This is a genomic window from Paenarthrobacter sp. PAE-2 (assembly GCF_026013155.1).
Taxonomy (GTDB): Bacteria; Actinomycetota; Actinomycetes; order Actinomycetales; family Micrococcaceae; genus Arthrobacter; species Arthrobacter ureafaciens.
The window spans coordinates 1-17555 of record NZ_JAPDNV010000055.1; the positions used below are offsets into that span (position 1 = coordinate 1).

General features: G+C 61.8%; 14 protein-coding genes and 1 pseudogene. 2 read left to right on the top strand and 13 right to left on the bottom strand.

Features of this window, described 5'->3' with window-relative positions:
* Positions 1–124: 124 nt before the first annotated feature.
* The 3 genes from OCL88_RS19595 to fdxA form a co-directional block, all read right to left on the bottom strand.
* Positions 125–1408, bottom strand: coding sequence for a citrate synthase (locus OCL88_RS19595; RefSeq protein ID WP_021471767.1), 1284 nt, complete (start codon positions 1406–1408; stop codon positions 125–127).
* A gap of 232 nt (positions 1409–1640) precedes the next feature.
* The gene (dapC, locus tag OCL88_RS19600) at positions 1641–2789 is read right to left on the bottom strand and encodes a succinyldiaminopimelate transaminase (protein WP_264963647.1); all 1149 of its coding nucleotides are present in this window, start codon (positions 2787–2789) and stop codon (positions 1641–1643) included.
* Positions 2790–2803: 14 nt separating this feature from the next.
* A complete protein-coding gene (gene fdxA / locus OCL88_RS19605) occupies positions 2804–3130 on the bottom strand; it encodes a ferredoxin (protein WP_018776555.1) in 327 nt (108 codons plus the stop codon).
* Between the two features lie 134 nt (positions 3131–3264).
* Here fdxA and OCL88_RS19610 point away from each other — a divergent pair, with 134 nt between their 5' ends.
* The gene (locus OCL88_RS19610; RefSeq protein WP_264963640.1) at positions 3265–3504 is read left to right on the top strand and encodes a hypothetical protein; all 240 of its coding nucleotides are present in this window, start codon (positions 3265–3267) and stop codon (positions 3502–3504) included.
* A gap of 5 nt (positions 3505–3509) precedes the next feature.
* Here the strand turns inward: OCL88_RS19610 and OCL88_RS19615 are convergent, their stop codons facing one another.
* The gene (locus OCL88_RS19615; RefSeq protein WP_264963642.1) at positions 3510–3923 is read right to left on the bottom strand and encodes a hypothetical protein; all 414 of its coding nucleotides are present in this window, start codon (positions 3921–3923) and stop codon (positions 3510–3512) included.
* Positions 3924–3948: 25 nt separating this feature from the next.
* Positions 3949–5865: a translational GTPase TypA gene (gene typA, locus OCL88_RS19620; RefSeq protein ID WP_021471763.1), complete on the bottom strand. Its 1917-nt coding sequence runs from the start codon at positions 5863–5865 to the stop codon at positions 3949–3951.
* A 284-nt stretch (positions 5866–6149) separates the two neighbouring features.
* On the opposite strand from typA, the gene OCL88_RS19625 reads away from it, so the two are divergent.
* Positions 6150–7001 (top strand): SGNH/GDSL hydrolase family protein, encoded by an 852-nt coding sequence (locus OCL88_RS19625; protein ID WP_264963643.1) that lies wholly within the window; start codon positions 6150–6152, stop codon positions 6999–7001.
* An 87-nt stretch (positions 7002–7088) separates the two neighbouring features.
* Here OCL88_RS19625 and OCL88_RS19630 read toward each other — a convergent pair whose 3' ends face one another.
* From OCL88_RS19630 to ychF, 8 genes and pseudogenes are all read right to left on the bottom strand, one after another.
* Positions 7089–8804, bottom strand: a complete 1716-nt coding sequence (locus tag OCL88_RS19630; protein ID WP_227471556.1) for a dipeptide ABC transporter ATP-binding protein — start codon at positions 8802–8804, stop codon at positions 7089–7091.
* Between the two features lie 11 nt (positions 8805–8815).
* Positions 8816–9802 (bottom strand): ABC transporter permease, encoded by a 987-nt coding sequence (locus tag OCL88_RS19635; RefSeq protein WP_264963644.1) that lies wholly within the window; start codon positions 9800–9802, stop codon positions 8816–8818.
* The gene (locus OCL88_RS19640) at positions 9792–10721 is read right to left on the bottom strand and encodes an ABC transporter permease (protein ID WP_193593192.1); all 930 of its coding nucleotides are present in this window, start codon (positions 10719–10721) and stop codon (positions 9792–9794) included. The genes OCL88_RS19635 and OCL88_RS19640 overlap by 11 nt, the downstream gene beginning before the upstream one ends.
* Before the next feature lie 203 nt (positions 10722–10924).
* Complete coding sequence (locus tag OCL88_RS19645) at positions 10925–12562, bottom strand: peptide ABC transporter substrate-binding protein (RefSeq protein ID WP_217375942.1); 1638 nt, start codon at positions 12560–12562, stop codon at positions 10925–10927.
* Positions 12563–13004: 442 nt separating this feature from the next.
* A pseudogene (locus OCL88_RS19650) lies at positions 13005–13205 on the bottom strand (nucleotidyltransferase family protein); the annotation flags it as partial.
* Between the two features lie 24 nt (positions 13206–13229).
* Positions 13230–13454, bottom strand: coding sequence for a helix-turn-helix domain-containing protein (locus OCL88_RS19655; RefSeq protein WP_264963645.1), 225 nt, complete (start codon positions 13452–13454; stop codon positions 13230–13232).
* Between the two features lie 297 nt (positions 13455–13751).
* Positions 13752–16352: an excinuclease ABC subunit UvrA gene (gene uvrA, locus OCL88_RS19660; protein WP_264963646.1), complete on the bottom strand. Its 2601-nt coding sequence runs from the start codon at positions 16350–16352 to the stop codon at positions 13752–13754.
* Positions 16353–16396: 44 nt separating this feature from the next.
* The gene (gene ychF, locus OCL88_RS19665) at positions 16397–17482 is read right to left on the bottom strand and encodes a redox-regulated ATPase YchF (RefSeq protein WP_062099270.1); all 1086 of its coding nucleotides are present in this window, start codon (positions 17480–17482) and stop codon (positions 16397–16399) included.
* Positions 17483–17555: the final 73 nt, after the last annotated feature.

Here is a 17555-nt window from a genome sequence, read left to right on the forward strand (position 1 = left end):
ATACAACGCCACCGAGCCTGCCGCGGCCCAAGCCTCGGCGGGCACCACTTCGGTGACCAACGACGGCGGCCGCCCACCACCCGCGAGGTGGGCGGCCGCCGTCGTTATTGGCTCTGATGCAGTATCAGTTGGCCGGGTAGTTCCGCTCCGGCTCCCCCGTGTAGAGCTGCCGCGGACGGCCGATCTTGGTCTGGGGATCGTTGATCATCTCACGCCACTGGGCAATCCAGCCCGGGAGGCGTCCGATGGCGAAGAGAACGGTGAACATCTTCTCCGGGAAGCCCATGGCCTTGTAGATGAGGCCGGTGTAGAAGTCGACGTTCGGGTACAGCTTGCGCTGGATGAAGTAGTCGTCCGCGAGGGCCTTTTCTTCCAGGCGCATGGCGATGTCCAGCAGTTCGTCATTGCCGCCGAGCTTGCTGAGGACCTCGTGGGCCGTGGCCTTGATGATCTTCGCGCGGGGGTCGTAGTTCTTGTAGACACGGTGCCCGAAGCCCATGAGGCGGACGCCGTCTTCCTTGTTCTTGACCTTCTCCATGTAGTCCTCAGGCTTGATGCCCTCGGCCTGGATCTGGCGGAGCATCTTCAGCACGGCCTCGTTGGCACCGCCGTGGGCAGGGCCGAAGAGTGCGTTAATGCCTGCCGAAACGGAGGCGAAGAGGTTTGCGTTGGACGAACCCACCAGACGCACCGTGGACGTGGAGCAGTTCTGCTCGTGGTCGGCGTGCAGGATGAGCAGGAGATCCAAAGCCTTGACCACAACGGGGTCGAGCTCGTACTGCTCAGCCGGGAGGCCGAAGCTCAGGCGCAGGAAGTTCTCCACGAGGTTCATGGAGTTGTCCGGGTACAGCATGGGCTGGCCGATGGACTTCTTGTGGGCGTAGGCAGCGATCACCGGAAGCTTGGCCATGAGCCGGATGGTGGAAACTTCCACGTGTTCGGCGTTGAACGGATCCAGCGAGTCCTGGTAGAAGGTGGACAGCGCGGAAACAGCCGAGGACAGCACCGGCATCGGGTGGGCGTCGCGCGGGAAGCCGCCGAAGAAGCCCTTCAGCTCTTCGTGCAGCAGGGTGTGGCGACGGATGCGCTGATCGAACTCTTCCAGTTCGGTGGGGGTCGGCAGGTTGCCGTAGATCAGCAGGTAGGAAACTTCCAGGAAGTTCGAGTGCTGTGCGAGCTGCTCGATGGGGTACCCGCGGTAGCGCAGGATGCCTGCGTCACCGTCAATGTACGTGATGGCCGATGTGGTAGCTGCGGTGTTCATGAAGCCGGGGTCATAGGCAACGGCGCCCGTCTGCTTCAGCAGCTTGGAAACGTCGTAACCTTCGTTTCCTTCTACAACCTTGATGCGCGGCAGTTCAAGTTCGCCGCCGGCATGGCGCAGTGTCGCGCTGGTGGTCTCAGTCATGGAGTCCCCTTCACGAGGCCTCTGGGCCTCTATAGAACGCTTGTCCAATCAACTTCTGGTGACGCCGTATTCTGTCCTGCTGTTGCAGGACTCCAACGGCCGGAGTGCTTTCTTATTGAAGGCCACCATTGATAGTCAATTAAAAAGCTACCGCCAGTAACCGTCGGGAACTAATCCAAGCCCAACGATTACTGGCGGAAACACGCGAATTGTGCCGCAAGTCACAGCTTCGTTATGCGTCCGAGTTCAACCTCTCCACAGCCGCATCAATTCGTTCGTCCGTACCCGTTAATGCCACGCGGACGAAGCCGTTGCCTGCCTCGCCATAGAACACGCCGGGCCCCACCACGATGCCCAGCCGGGCGAAACGTGCCACGGTATCCCACGTGGCTTCTCCGGCCGTCGACCACAAGTAGAGTCCCGCGTTGGAGTCGTGAATGGTCAGTCCGAACTTCTCCAGCGCCGGAACCAGCCTCTCGCGGCGGCTCCTGTAGAGGTCCTTCTGCGCAAGGACATGGTCGGCGTCGCCCAATGCCACACGCATGGCTTCCTGCACCGGGTAGGGCACAATCATGCCGGCATGTTTACGGCTGTTAACCAGGTTCGCCATGATGGCGGCGTCACCGGCCACGAACGCGGCCCGGTAGCCGGCCAGATTGGATTGCTTGCTCAGGGAGTACACACTCAGCAGCCCGTCAGTGGAACCACCCGTCACGCGCGGGTCCAACACACTGGGTACAGGTTCTCCCCCGCGCTGGGCGTCCCATGCACCCCAGCCCAGTTCCGCATAGCATTCGTCCGATGCCACCACAGCACCGATTTCCCGCGCCTGGGCGACGATGCGCCGCATGGACTCGACGTCCCTGACGCTGCCCGTCGGGTTGCCCGGCGAGTTGATCCAGACCAACCGCACCTTGGCGCGGGTGGCTGCATCAAGTTCGTCCAGGTCATCCGCGGCAACGGCCGTGGCTCCGGCAAGCGTGGCACCGATGTCGTAGGTCGGGTAAGCCACCGTGGGGCGCACCACCACATCGCCGCTTCCCAGACCCAGGAGGAAGGGAAGCCAGGCGACCAGTTCCTTGGAACCCACAGTCGGCATCACGTCGCGGGGGTCCAGGCCGGGGACGCCACGACGGCTGGCAAACCAATCCGCCACTGCCTGGCGCAGCGGTGCAGTGCCGTGGACAGTGGGATAACCGTGGGCATCCGATGCCGACGCCAAGGCCTCACGGATGAGGCCCGGCGTGGGATCCACGGGAGTTCCGATGGAGAGGTTGACTATCCCGCCAGGGTGCTTCGAAGCGGTCGCAACATACGGCGCCATGGCCTCCCACGGGTAATCGGGGAGGTTAAGGCCGAACGCGGGCGCCGCGGAAATCAAGGGCGCAGCCACCTCTAGTGGTCTTGGTTCTGCGGCGGCAGGGCGGCAATGAACGGGTGGTCCTTGCCGGTGTTCCCGATTTTCGCAGCACCGCCCGGCGAGCCAAGGTCGTCAAAGAATTCGACGTTGGCCTTATAGTAGTCGGCCCACTCTTCCGGGGTGTCATCCTCGTAGTAGATGGCTTCCACCGGGCACACGGGCTCGCAGGCACCACAGTCGACGCATTCGTCGGGGTGAATGTAGAGGGAACGCTCACCTTCGTAAATGCAATCAACAGGGCACTCTTCGATGCATGCCTTGTCCTTGACATCCACACACGGCTGCGCGATTACGTACGTCACGTCCCAGACCTCTCAACGGTTTGTCCCGGCAACAGGCCGGGTAATACTCCCGACAATATGCCGGGCACTGAACTTCCAACCTATTATCCATCAGTGCCACGACGCCAACCTAGCCCGCGTCATAGTATGAATCGGTGACCCAAACGCTGCCGCCCGTTCAATTCCTCCAGACAGCCGAACCCGGTACCCGGGTAGTGGTGCGCTACAGGATTGCCGACGGCCTCACGGATGCACTGGGCTACTTGCTGGAGGCCGGCGAAACCAGCTGCACCGTGCGGACGCGGACGTCCGACGTCGAAATCCCCTTGGAATTGGTGATCGCAGCCAAGCAGGTACCGCCCCCTCCACCGCGGCGTAAGCCGACCGCGCGCTGAGAGGTTCAGTCTTCTCTTGCCGTTGACGCAACGTCGACGGCGGCATTCCACCGGGCGCGAAGACGGCTGGCGACCAAGAGCATGATGAACGTCACGCCGGCGATGCCGTAGACCCAGACGTTTCCCGCGACGTCCGCCAGGACCAATTGCTTGGCGGGACCGCCCGAGGACAGCACCCCCACCGCAGCGTAGGTCACAATGCCGGCGACCGCCGTCGGGACAACCGAACGGCGCCATGCCGCCAGCCCCAGCTGCACGGAGGCCAGCAACAGCAGCGCGGCACAAATGCCCCAGGGAAGTTCGACGCCGGCCACGGATACGGTCTGCCGGTGCAGGGCCGTGCCCGCAAGGGACACGAAAAGAGCCGCCAGTACGGCTGCAGCAATGCTGCGGGCTGTACTGGCGGCTCCCCTCTTCATGCAGAGATTCGGTTCCCTGCGGCGACTATGCGCGGGCGCGGGCGCGGTTGGCCTTCGCGCGCTCGTTCGAGTCCAGGATCACCTTGCGGATGCGGATGTCCTCCGGGGTGACCTCAACGCACTCGTCCTCGCGGGCAAACTCGAGCGACTCTTCCAGGGTGAGCTCACGCGGCGGGGTCAGGTTCTCGAAGGAATCCGACGAAGCCGCACGCATGTTGGTGAGCTTCTTTTCCTTGGTGATGTTCACATCCATGTCGTCGGCGCGGGAGTTCTCGCCGACGATCATGCCTTCGTACACCTCGGAGGTGGGCTTCACGAAGAAGGAACCGCGCTCCTGGAGGTTGATCATGGCGAACGGAGTCACAACACCGGCGCGGTCGGCGATCATCGAACCGTTGGTACGGTATTCGATCGGGCCGGCCCACGGCTCGTAGCCCTCGGAAATGGAAGCCGCGATACCGGCACCACGGGTGTCCGTGAGGAACCGGGTACGGAAGCCGATAAGGCCACGGGCGGGAACGATGAATTCCATGCGGCACCAGCCGGTGCCGTGGTTGGCCATGTTGGTCATGCGACCCTTGCGGGCAGCCATGAGCTGCGTTACGGCACCCAAGTACTCTTCCGGCACGTCGATGGTCATGTGTTCCATCGGCTCGTGCAGCTTGCCGTCGATGGTCTTGGTCACTACTTGCGGCTTGCCGACGGTAAGTTCGAAGCCTTCACGACGCATTTGCTCAACGAGGATGGCCAGCGCGAGCTCGCCACGGCCCTGGACTTCCCAGGCGTCGGGACGCTCGGTGGGGAGCACCTTGATGGAGACGTTACCGATCAGTTCCTTGTCCAGGCGGTCCTTCACCTGGCGCGCGGTGACCTTGGCACCCTTGACCTTGCCGGCCAGCGGCGAGGTATTGATACCGATCGTCATGGAGATCGCGGGATCGTCCACCTTGATCAGGGGCAGCGGCTGCGGGTTTTCCAGGTCGGTGAGCGTCTCACCGATGGTGATGTCTTCGATGCCCGCGACGGCAACGATCTCGCCGGGTCCTGCGGATTCAGCCGGTACGCGCTCCAGTGCCTTCGTGGCCAGGAGTTCGGTGATCTTGACGGTCTTCAGCTCGCCGTTCTGGCGGGCCCAGGCAACCTGCTGGCCCTTGCGGAGGGTTCCGTTGTAGATGCGGAGCAGGGCGAGGCGACCGAGGAACGGGGAGGCGTCCAGGTTGGTCACGTGTGCCTGCAGCACGCCTTCCGGGTTGTACGTCGGGGCCGGAATGTGCTCAATGATCGTCTTGAACAGGGGTTCAAGGTCCTCGTTCTCCGGAGCCGAGCCGTTGGCAGGCTGCTCGAGCGACGCGCGGCCAACCTTGGCTGCTGCGTAGACGACCGGAACTTCCAGGACCTTGTCCAGGTCCAGGTCCGGAACTTCGTCGGCGAGATCGGAGGCCAGGCCCAGGAGGAGGTCCATGGACTCGTGCACAACCTCATCGATACGGGCGTCGGGGCGGTCGGTCTTGTTGACCAGGAGGATCACCGGCAGGTGGGCAGCCAGTGCCTTGCGGAGGACGAAGCGGGTCTGCGGAAGGGGACCTTCGGAAGAGTCGACCAGCAGCACGACGCCGTCAACCATCGAGAGCCCGCGCTCAACTTCGCCACCGAAGTCGGCGTGGCCGGGGGTGTCGATGACGTTGATGGTGATGGTCTCGCCATTGGAGGACGGGCCGTTGTAGGCAACTGTGGTGTTCTTGGCGAGGATGGTGATGCCCTTTTCGCGCTCCAGGTCACCGGAATCCATGACGCGGTCCTCAACCTCGCCGTGGGAGGCGAAGGAGTTGGTCTGCTTGAGCATGGCATCGACCAGGGTGGTCTTGCCGTGGTCAACGTGTGCAACGATCGCGACGTTGCGCAGATCGCTCCGCGACGCAGTATTAACGGTAGTTTCAGACATGCGTTTATGACTCGTTTCAGTGGTGAAGTCAGCTGTTGTAATCCGCGCGCAAACCTGATCTTCCTGACCGGAATACACAACGAAAAGACCCCGGGACACAGGGCACCTATGGCTATTCTAAACGCACACGCATGAGAGGGCCTAAAAAGCAATACTTCAGGGGCCCGGATGTGCCCCTGCTCACGCCGCCGCAGCGTTTGCTAAATGTTCAATCAAGATGCTGGATTTTCTTCGCGCCGTGCCCCATGATGTCTGCAGGAACCAGTGCCCTTCGGAGAAAATCGATGCGAAAAGCTTCGGCCGTGTTCCGCATGCTCGCACCGTTGATCGCCGTAGGCGTTCTGGCGGCCGGCTGCGGAACAAACCAGCCATCCCCTGCCGCCACCTCACGCTCAGCCGCGCCCGCAGCGGCAGCGACGGCCGCCGCGGAAAAACCCCGGAACGTAACTCCGGAATCCCCCGCTCCGAACCTGCCCGCAGGCTCCCTCTACAGGAACCCAGCGAACAACCGGAACGAAATCGTCCTGGCCGACGTCCGCCACACGGCTGTCCTCATTGGCGACTCCCAGTCCCAGCCCAAGGACTCGTGGCCACAACGCGGCATCGCTGCCCTCGGCTACAAGCTGTACGTGGCAGGGATGGGCGGCACCGGCTTCGTGGCCGCCAACGACAAGACCGGTAACTACATTGACGCCCTCCAGCGTGGTGACTGGGTGCTCCCCTACGGGAGCCCGCCGCTGATCGTCATCCAAGGCGGCGGCAATGACGCCGCCCAGAAGGCTACGGACGCGCAGATCGCTTCCAACGCCGAACGGCTCCTGGCGGTGCTGAAGAAGCGGTACCCCGGCTCGAGGATGGCCATGATCGGCACCCTGGCCAAGGGGGCTGCCAACGGCGGCGGACGGCGGACGGAAGTGGATGCCCTCCTCGGCAGGGTTGCTGCCAAGAACAACATTCCGTTCGTCAGCGCCGGCGACTGGCTCACGCGCTTCGACGCGGCGAAGGACCTGCAAGACAACGTCCACATGAAACCGTCCGGCCACGAGAAGCTGGGCAAGGTCTTGGCAGGCCAGCTTGCTGCCCTCGGGCTGGCTCCGCGGCCGGACAGCGATACCGCGCCGCAACCGGCGTCGTAATTAGTCCCTTAAACGGCAAAGCCGGTGGTTCCCTTTCGGGGACCACCGGCTTTGCCGTTGCTCTACTGACCGGAAGTACGACGCCGGTTATGCCACCGCCGGGGGCAGCAGCAGCGAGCCGCCCGGGATCGCATCCAGCAGTGCCTGCGTGTAGGCCTGCTGCGGGTTGTCGAAGACGTCGTCGGTGCTTCCCGTCTCTACCAGCTTGCCCTTCTCCATGACGCAGACGTGATCGGCGATCTGGCGGACCACCGCGAGGTCATGCGTGATGAACAGGTACGTCAGGCCGAGGTTGTCCTGAAGTTCGGCGAGGAGATTGAGCACCTGCGCCTGGACCAGGACGTCCAGTGCGGAAACAGCCTCGTCACAGATGATGACCTCGGGATCCAAGGCGAGGGCACGCGCGATGGCAATACGCTGGCGCTGACCGCCGGAGAGCTCGTTCGGGTAACGCTGCATGGTGGTCTGCGGCAAGGCGACCTGGTCCAGCAGCTCCCTGACCTTCTTCTCACGGCTTGCCTTGTTCCCAATCTTGTGGGTCCGAAGCGGTTCTTCGATGGTCCGGAAGATGTTGTACATCGGATCCAGCGAACCGTAGGGGTCCTGGAAGATTGGCTGCACGCGCCGCCGGAACTTGAAGAGGTCCTTGCTGTTAAGCGTGGAGGTATCCACGCCGTCGAAAATGATCTTTCCCGACGTTGGTTCCAGCAGATTCAGGACCATTTGCGCGACGGTGGACTTTCCGGAGCCGGATTCGCCAACGATGGCGGTGGTCGTTCCACGCTTCACGGCAAAGGACACCGAATCCACTGCCGTGAAGTCCGTGGTCTTACCCACGCCCCCGCGCAGTTTGAATACCTTAGTGAGGTTCTCTACCTGCAGCACGTTCTCCGTGAGCTCGGGCTGAGCTACAACCGGTTCTGTGGGGGCCAGCACTTCTTCGGACTCGATGCCCTGTTCCTTGGCCACCTGAATACGCCTTGAGGCGAGGGAAGGCGCGGAAGACACAAGCCGCTGGGTATAAGGGTGCCGGGGATTGCGCAACAGTTCGAGCGATGGACCTGATTCAACCACCTGGCCCCGGTACATCACGACTACCTTGTCGGCGCGCTCAGCCGCCAAACCGAGGTCGTGGGTGATCAGCAGCACCGCTGTCCCGAGCTCCGTGGTCATCTTGCCGAGATGGTCAAGAATCTGCCGCTGGACGGTGACGTCAAGCGCCGACGTGGGTTCGTCGGCAATCAGGAGCCGCGGCTGACACGACAGGCCGATGGCTATCAAGGCACGCTGCCTCATACCCCCGGAAAATTCGTGGGGGTATTGGTTGGCCCGACGGGATGCATCAGGAAGCCCGGCCTCGGAAAGGACTTTCGCAACATCCTTCGGGCCGGAAGGCAAACCGTTGGCTTTGAGCGTTTCACGCACCTGAAAACCGATCTTCCACACCGGGTTGAGGTTGGACATCGGGTCCTGCGGGACCATGCCGATCTGGTTGCCGCGAAGTTCGATCATCCGCCGTTCATTGGCGTGGGCGATGTCCTCGCCGTCAAAGATGATCTCGCCGCCTGCCACACGACCGTTTCCCGGGAGGAGTCCTATGGCGGCCAAGGCCGAGGTCGACTTGCCGGAACCGGACTCTCCTACGATGGCGACCGTTTCGCCCGGCATCACCGTAAAATGCGCGTTCCTCACAGCGTTTACTTCGCCATTGCTCGTAGCGAAGTTGATGGCCAGATTCTTGACTTCCAGGAGCGGACGCTCCGCGCCGGGCGTCTCTTCCGTGATGTGAACACTTGCGTTCATGTCAGGGCCTTTCATCGTTTCCGCGCTTTGGGATCCAAGGCATCACGCAGGGCGTCACCCAGCATGATGAAGCTCAGGACCGTTATGGAAAGCGCGATGGCGGGGTACAGCAGCGGCATCGGGTTGGACCGCAGGGAGGCCTGCGCCGCCTGGATATCGTTGCCCCATGACATGACGCTCGGCGGAAGACCAATGCCCAGGAACGACAAGGTGGACTCGGCGACGATGAAGGTTCCCAAGGAGATGGTGGCTACAACGATGATTGGCGCCAGCGAGTTGGGCAGGACGTGCCGGACCAACGATTTGAACCGCGATACTCCCAGGGAACGTGCGGCAACCACGAAGTCGGCATTCCGCACCTCTATGACGGCGCCACGGGTAATACGCGCAATCTGTGGCCAGCCGAACGTGATCAGAATCAGCACCAGTGTCCACACTGTCCGATTGGAGCGGAACATCGGAAGCTGCATCAGAACGATTGCGCCGAGGATCAGGGGCAGAGCGAAGAAGATGTCGGTGACACGGGCAAGGATGGCGTCAAGCCAGCCGCCGTAGTAGCCGGCCAACGCACCGATGATGCCACCCAGAAGGACGACGCCGATGGTGGTGAACAGCCCGACCATAACGGACGACCGCGTGCCGAATATGACGCGGGCGTATACGTCGCAACCCTGCTTGTTGAAGCCCAATGGATGCCCGCCAACCGGTGAGCCGTTGGAATTGGCCAGTTGACAGGCCTCGCTGGACGGATCGATCGGGGAGAAAAGGTGCGGGAAGATCGAGACGACTACCACGGCGAAGATCATGATCACCGAGATGATGAACAATGGCTGCTTGCGCAAGTTCTTCCATGCTTCACCCCAAAGGCTTGAGGGTGCGTTCTCCTCCCTCACCTTGTCAGTGGCCTGCAGCGGTGTTTCGTCCACGTCGGCAACGAAGTGCTCGATACGACGGCGGGTAGTGCTGCTCTTCCCCGTCAGGTTGTTATCAGGCGTCATAGCGGATCCTCGGGTCAAGCCAGGCGTACAGGAGGTCAACGAGGAGGTTCGATACGCAGTAGATCAAAACCAGTACGGTGACGATGGAAACAACGGTCGGTCCCTCACCTGACAATACGGCGCGGTAAAGACGATTGCCGACGCCAGGCACGTTGAAGATTCCTTCTGTGACGATGGCGCCGCCCATCAGCGTTCCCAGGTCCGCACCCAGAAAAGTCACGACAGGAATGAGGGAGTTACGCAGAATGTGAACGTTGACCACCCGGAACCGGGAAAGGCCCTTGGCCGTGGCCGTGCGGACGTAGTCGGCGTTCATGTTCTCAATAACACTGGTTCTGGTCAGTCGCAGCACATAGGCAAAGGACGCCAGGCCAAGGACCACCGCCGGAAGGATGAGGTCCGGAATAGTGGCAGCGGCGCTGACCGTGGGTTTTGCCCATCCCAGTTGCACACCGATGAAGAACTGGAGCAGGAAGCCCAGAACGAAGATGGGGATGCCGATCACAATAAGGGAGGCGATCAGGACGGTGCCGTCAAAGAGCTTGCCTTTCCGGAGGCCAGCGATCAGGCCGAAGGCTATACCGAAGACACCTTCAAAGATAAGGGCCATGACAGCCAGTCGCGCCGTGACCGGGAAGACCTCACCGAGTACAGCGGCGATGGGCCGGCCGGAGAAGTCCTGACCAAGATCAAACGTGACGATGCTCTTGAGGTAGAGCAGGTACTGGACAATAAACGGCTGATCCAGGTTGTATTGCGCCCGTAACCGGGCCGCGACAGCCTCGTTCACGGGTTTGTCGCCGAACAGGGCGGCGATGGGGTCCCCGGGAAGACTAAACACGAGGAAGTAGACCAACAGGGTAGCTCCCAGGAAAACCGGGACCAGTTGGAGGAAGCGCTTGAGGATGTACGTTGCCATCAGCAGACCACATCCTTGTCAGCAGGCACCCGTTCCAGGGGTACAGCGGAGTTGTTCATTGAAGAACCTTTTCGTTTGAAATGCGGTCGGCACTCCCCCAGGACGTGTCTCCGCACAAGGACGCCCAACCGGAGTTGGGCGTCATTTAGTTGATGCGCAGTAAGGCGGTGGCGGTGCTCATGACACCACCACCGCCTAGCCGTTTATTTGCCGGTGATGTTGTAGTACAGCGGGACACCGTCCCAGCCGTAGTCAACATTGGTTACGCCGTCACTCCAGCCACCCTGGGCAACTTGGTACCACAGGGGAATAGCGGGAAGATCCTGAAGCAGGAGCTCCTGCGCCTTGTTCATGGCCTTATTGCCCTCAGAAACCGAGGATGCAGACAGGCCGTCGGAGATGGCCTTATCGAATTCAGCATTGTTGTAGCGTGCATCATTCGAACCGGCGCCGGTCTTGTAGATCGGGCCGAGGAAGTTGTACAGCGACGGGTAGTCAGCCTGCCAACCGGCACGGATAGCTCCGGTCAGCTTGCCTGACGTCGCGAGGTCACGGGCTTCCTTGAAGGTCGCGAAAGGCAAACCTTCCGCCTTGATGCCGAGGTTGTTCTTCAGCTGGTTGGTCATGGCTTCAACCCAAGCCTTGTGGCCACCCTTGTCGGCGTTGTAAGCGACGGTAAAGACGGTGTTGGGATCCCACTTCTGAATGGCGTCTGCCTTGGCCCAGAGGTCCTTGGCCTTCGTGGCGTCAAATTTCAGGTTGTCGGAGCCCGGGATGCTGTCGCTGTAGCCGTCCAGAACAGGAGCCGTGAAGTCCTTGGCGGGCTGGCGACCACCGCTGAAGATCACCTGGGTGATTTCCTCACGGTTAATTGCCATGGAGATAGCCTGGCGACGAAGCTTGCCGGCCTCACCGCTCCACTCCGGAAGGTATTCCGGGATGGCGATGGTCTGGTTGCCGGCGTAAGGCTTTTCGATGAAACGGTCGCCGAGGTCGGACTTGAAGTTTGCCAGCGCGCTGGTCGGGATTGTCTGGAGAATGTCCAGGTTGTTGCCGAGCAGGTCCTGGTACGCGGCGTCGTCGTTCTGGAAGATCTTGAACGTTACGCCGCCGTTCTTGGCCTTCCGCGGGCCGTTGTAGTCCGGGTTCGGAACCAGCTGGATCTGGACGTTGTGCTGCCAGCCATTTTCAGCCATCTTGTACGGGCCGTTGCCTACAGGCTTCTCACCATAGGTCTTGGGATCAGCAAGTGCAGCAGCGGGCACGGGCATGAAGGCCGTGTAGCCAAGGCGCAGAGGCCAGTCTGATTCAGGCTGCTTCAGCTCAACGGTGAAGGTGGTGTCATCCACAACCTTCAGGCCGGACATAGTATCCACGGTGGAGCCTTCAGCACTGGCTTCGTCGTAGCCCTTGATGCTCTCGAAGAAAGTCGCACTCAGCTGCGCGTTCTTTGCTGCGGCCCCGTAGTTCCAGGAATCCACGAACGTCTTTGCCGTGATTGGGTCACCGTTGGTGAACTTCTGGTCCTTCTTGATCTTGATGGTGAAGTTCTGAGCGTCCGGCGCCTCGATGGACTCCGCTAACTCATTGACCGGTTTGCCGGAAGGATCGTAGCTGACGAGCCCAGAGAAGATCAGTGTGGCGACCTTGCCGCCACCTACTTCATTGATGTCGGCTGGCATAAGCGGCCGCTGCGGCTCGGAACCGTCAGCAATGATGACCTTGTTTGGGTCTCCGGCAGAAGAGTTGTTCGAGGTGCCGGAGCCGCCAGAGCATCCGGTTACGGCGAGAGCGACGATCGCCGCAATGCCTAGAGCTTTGGAAGTGCGCGAGAAACGCATTCCGCCTCCTATAAGTCGTGGAGTTGGGCAGGGAGAAACCAGGTTCTCCCCAGGCGCGGGCACAGTTTCCTACTGTGACGTTGCCTACATGTGAGTGTAAGCCTACCCACATTGCGTCCAGATGTTGGAACAAACCAACCAAACTGTAACCGTTCCGCAACCTCTACTTGCCTAATTTGCCAACGATTTCAAGTCAAAGACTACCCGGTGGTAACATTCGCTGTCTGACAGCAGGACAGGGGTGATTTTGGACATAAAGAAGCCCCGGTCCAGCTGACGAATCAACCGGACCGGGGCTTGCTACAGCAGGACACCTATGGGTGATCGCTCGTAGTAGCGGGGCTTAGCCGGCGACGTTCTCGATGTTTTGATAACCAGCGACTCTGCTGCCAAACCCGGGACGTCGGCGGGATCTCCTTCGAGGCAACGACGTCCCGTTCAGTCATACAGCGATTGCCATGGTCAGAATCTCATGGTCTGGGCGCAGTCCCCCGTCGGTGACAACGTCCACCTCAACACCTAATAACTCACTTGCAGCTGCAGCGAAGGCAGCTATGGTCAAGAGCCCTACCCCAGGCGAACGTGTGACGAGGACATCGAGATCACTTCCGGGGCGGTCGGTGCGACGGGCTGCTGAACCAAAGACACGAACGTTGCTTAGCCCGTATCAAGATGCCAAATCGGTCACTTCATGGCGATGATTCGCAAGTGCATCATGCGGCAGGGGCTGAGCAGCCGCCCGCAACCTTTGCAGCATGGAAGCCGAAGCCCTGCGTCGACCCGTTTCATATGCAGCTATGTTGGGTTGAGCTACACCGGAACGTAGAGCGAGCTCAGCTTGGCTAAGCCCTGCTGCTTCCCGAACCTCACGCACCACGTTGCCCACGCCCATCACAGTATCGCTTGATATGTCCAGTGTCTCCGGTGACCCGGCGCCACGGTAATCCCCGCAACCACCATTGCCCGGGCGGTGTCCTTACCCGATCAGGTACACCATGCCTCGTCCTTCGTCAGCGAGGGCCCGCACGAAAGTCCGGGCCCGTCGAAGATAGGGGATGGCATACTCAGCGTCGGAGTCCGAAAGGACACAGGAAGTGGTGGTGCCCTGCACCCTCATCGTGTCCCTCTGCTGAGGGCCCCGCTGCCGTAAGTGGATAACGCGGATACCATGCCTCACTTGTATGTCTTTTCAGGGTTGGCCCCGCAGTGCCGCTGCCAGATAAGGCGCCGTCCGGCTCTCAGCGGAGCGCGCCACCTCAACCGGCGTTCCGGTGGCGACGATCCGGCCGCCGGCGTCGCCTCCCGCGGGGCCCAGGTCGATCACCCAGTCAGCGACGGCCACCACGTCCATGTCGTGTTCGACCACGATCACTGTGTTGCCGGCATCGACCAGCCGGTGCAGCTGCGCCATCAGAAGCTGGACATCTGAGGGGTGCAATCCTGTGGTGGGCTCATCCAGCACATAGAGGGTGTGGCCACGCTGGGCCCGCTGCAGTTCGGTAGCGAGCTTGATGCGCTGGGCCTCTCCACCGGAGAGTTCGGTGGCGGGCTGGCCCAATCTCAGGTAGCCCAAACCTACCTCGCGCAGGGTCTTGAGGCTGCGCGCGGCGGCAGGCACGTCTGCAAGGAACTCTGCGGCGGAGTCCACCGTCATGGCGAGGACCTCGGCGATGTTTTTGCCGCGGTAACTTACTTCCAGCGTTTCCGGCTTGTAGCGCGTGCCGTGGCACTCGGGGCAGGGCCCGTAGCTTCCGGGCAGGAACAGCAGTTCAACGGCCACGAACCCTTCGCCCTGACAGGTCTCACAGCGGCCTCCGGCCACGTTGAAGGAAAACCGTCCGGCGTCGAAGCCGCGGGCGCGGGCTTCGTCCGTGGCGGCGAATTCCTTCCGAACGGCGTCGAAGAGTCCCGTATACGTCGCGAGGTTGGAGCGCGGAGTACGGCCGATCGGTTTCTGGTCCACCTTTACAAGCCGGTCCAACTGCCCCAGCCCCGAGACGCATTTTCCTGTCAGCGCTTCGGCGGGGTTCCCGGCCTCAGTGCCGCGCTCCTCCGGCGCCGGTTCCCCAGGAGCATCGGCGTCCGGACGCAATTGAGCACCCACCATCCCGGCGAGAACCTGGCTGACCAGGGTCGACTTGCCTGAGCCGGACACGCCGGTCACCGCGGTCAGCACCCCCAGCGGAAAGTCGGCGTCGAGCTTGCGCAGGTTATGCCGGGTGATGTCCCGGAGTTCCAGCCAACCAACCGCTTCCCGGCAGGTACCTCTGCTGCGGGCAAAATCTGCGACCGAACCGTCGTCGACCGTTCCATCGGAACCATTCGGGAACAAGAAGGGCCTCGTCACGGATTCGGGGACCTCGGCGAGGCCGGCTACCGGGCCGCTGTAGAGCACCTCGCCTCCTCCTTCACCGGCGCGCGGACCCACATCCACCAACCAGTCCGCGCGGCTTACCAGATCCATGTTGTGCTCCACCACGAACACGGAATTGCCTGATGACTTGAGTCGGTCGAGGACCGCGAGCAAGGGTTCGGCGTCGGCGGGGTGGAGACCGGCGGAGGGCTCGTCAAGCACGTAGATCACACCGAACAACCCGGAGCGGAGCTGGGTGGCAATCCTGAGGCGCTGCATCTCTCCCGGGGAGAGCGTGGGAGTGGAGCGGCCCAAAGCAAGGTAACCCAGCCCTAAATCCAACAGCACGGTGATTCGCATCAACAAGTCCCGGGTGATGGCGACGGCCACCTCATTGCCTTCGCCCGAGGACTGCTTGCGGGAGGCGGTACCGGCTCCTGTCAGTTCCGTGGTGGGCCGGATTACTTCGGCCAACTCGGTCATGGACAACGCGTTCAGCTCGGCGATGGTCTTTCCGGCAAAGGTCACGGCCAAGGCTTCAGCCCTGAGCCCGCTGCCGCCACAGCGCGGGCACGGTCCGGTCTGCATGAAGCGCAGAACGCGATCGCGCATGGCCGAGCTTTTGGAGTCTGCCAAGGTGTGCAGCACATAGCTCCGGGCGCTCCAGAAGCGGCCCTTGTACGGCTTGGCGACACGGTCGCGTTGCGGCGTCACTTCCACCACTGGCTGTTCTTCCGTGAAAAGGATCCAGTCGCGGTGCTTCTTGGGTAGCTTCCGCCAGGGGGTCTCGATGTCGTAGCCGAGGTGGGTCAGGATATCGCGCAGGTTCTTGCCCTGCCATGCCCCGGGCCAGGCGGCGATGGCCCCCTCGCGAATGCTGAGGGAAGGATCAGGGACAAGGGAGGCTTCACTGACGGTGTGCGCAACGCCCAAACCATGGCATTCCGGGCAGGCACCGGCCGCGGTGTTCGGGGAGAAGGCATCCGAGTCCAGCTGACCGGAACCTTCCGGATAGCTGCCGGCGCGCGAGAAAAGCATGCGCACCGAGTTGGACAGCGTAGTGACAGTGCCAACCGTGGACCGGGCGGTAGCTGTGCCGCGGCGCTGTTGAAGCGCGACGGCGGGCGGCAGGCCCGTGATCTGCTCCACCTTCGGGTTGTGCCCCTGCTGGATGAGCCGGCGGGCGTACGGCGCGACAGATTCGAAGTACCGGCGCTGGGCTTCGGCATAGATGGTGCCGAAGGCCAACGACGACTTCCCTGAGCCTGACACGCCGGTAAACGCCACGATGGCGTCGCGAGGCACATCAACGTCCACGTTGCGCAGGTTGTTTTCCCGGGCGCCGCGGACCTGGACAAAGCCATCTCCGGAGTGGTCGGGATCCAGCGCGGACAAGGTTAGCGCAGGCAGATCGGAAGCATACTGTTCACTAGTCATCGATCCGACTCTATCGGTGACCGTGGGTCTGCGACGCCGCAGCGTCAGACGTTGAAGCGGAACTCCACCACGTCGCCGTCGGACATGACATAGTCCTTGCCTTCGATCCGGACCTTGCCGCGGGACTTGGCCTCGGCCATGGAGCCGGCATCGACGAGGTCGTCGAAGGAGACGACTTCGGCCTTGATGAAGCCGCGCTGGAAATCGGTGTGGATGACGCCGGCAGCCTGCGGGGCGGTGTCACCTTGGCGGATGGTCCAGGCACGCGTTTCCTTGGGCCCTGCGGTGAGGTAGGTCTGCAGGCCAAGAGTGTGGAAGCCAACGCGGGCCAGCTGGTCAAGGCCGGACTCGGTCTGGCCATTCATTTCCAGCATCTCGCGGGCTTCTTCCTCGTCGAGTTCAACGAGGTCCGCCTCGAGCTTGGCGTCCAGGAAGATGCAGTCGGCGGGAGCAACCATGGCGCGCAGTTCTTCCTGCTTCTCCGCGCTGCCCAGGATGCCTTCATCTGCGTTGAAAACGTAGATGAACGGTTTGGCTGTGAGGAGGCTGAGCTCCTTCAGGTACTCCAGCTCCAGCTTGTCGCTCTTGATCGAGGAGAAAATGGTGTCCCCACGCTCCAGCACCGCTTGGGCGGCCTTGATGGCGTTGAGCTCGGCAGCCTCGCGCTTCTTGATCTTGATTTCTTTTTCGATGCGCGGGATGGCTTTTTCGATCGTCTGCAGATCGGCCAGGATCAGTTCGGTGTTGATGGTTTCCATATCGGAGCGCGGATCAACCTTGCCGTCAACGTGGACAACGTCGGGATCGTCGAACACCCGGATGACCTGGGCGATGGCCTCGGCTTCGCGGATGTTCGCCAGGAACTGGTTGCCCAGGCCTTCGCCCTCGGAGGCGCCCTTGACGATGCCCGCGATGTCCACGAAGGACACGGTTGCCGGCAGCTGCCGCTGGGAACCGAAGATTTCAGCCAGCTTTTGCAGACGAGGGTCCGGCAGGTTCACGACGCCGACGTTTGGTTCGATGGTTGCGAACGGGTAGTTCGCTGCAAGAACCTGGTTCCGGGTCAGTGCGTTGAAGAGGGTTGATTTGCCGACGTTGGGCAGTCCGACGATGCCAATAGTAAGAGCCACGAGCATTGATTCTACCCGCTAGCTGTAATTCCCACGGAGGTTGTGAACGCGGCTGATGGGGGTTTTGCCTCCG

Excerpts from the sequence above, each read along its gene's own strand:
- OCL88_RS19595 (WP_021471767.1), bottom strand. The coding sequence starts at position 1,408 with ATGACTGAGACCACCAGCGCGACACTGCGCCATGCCGGCGGCGAACTT.
- OCL88_RS19615 (WP_264963642.1), bottom strand. The coding sequence starts at position 3,923 with ATGAAGAGGGGAGCCGCCAGTACAGCCCGCAGCATTGCTGCAGCCGTA.
- typA (WP_021471763.1), bottom strand. The coding sequence starts at position 5,865 with ATGTCTGAAACTACCGTTAATACTGCGTCGCGGAGCGATCTGCGCAAC.
- OCL88_RS19625 (WP_264963643.1), top strand. The coding sequence starts at position 6,150 with ATGCGAAAAGCTTCGGCCGTGTTCCGCATGCTCGCACCGTTGATCGCC.
- OCL88_RS19630 (WP_227471556.1), bottom strand. The coding sequence starts at position 8,804 with ATGAACGCAAGTGTTCACATCACGGAAGAGACGCCCGGCGCGGAGCGT.
- OCL88_RS19635 (WP_264963644.1), bottom strand. The coding sequence starts at position 9,802 with ATGACGCCTGATAACAACCTGACGGGGAAGAGCAGCACTACCCGCCGT.
- OCL88_RS19640 (WP_193593192.1), bottom strand. The coding sequence starts at position 10,721 with ATGGCAACGTACATCCTCAAGCGCTTCCTCCAACTGGTCCCGGTTTTC.
- OCL88_RS19645 (WP_217375942.1), bottom strand. The coding sequence starts at position 12,562 with ATGCGTTTCTCGCGCACTTCCAAAGCTCTAGGCATTGCGGCGATCGTC.
- OCL88_RS19655 (WP_264963645.1), bottom strand. The coding sequence starts at position 13,454 with ATGGGCGTGGGCAACGTGGTGCGTGAGGTTCGGGAAGCAGCAGGGCTT.
- uvrA (WP_264963646.1), bottom strand. The coding sequence starts at position 16,352 with ATGACTAGTGAACAGTATGCTTCCGATCTGCCTGCGCTAACCTTGTCC.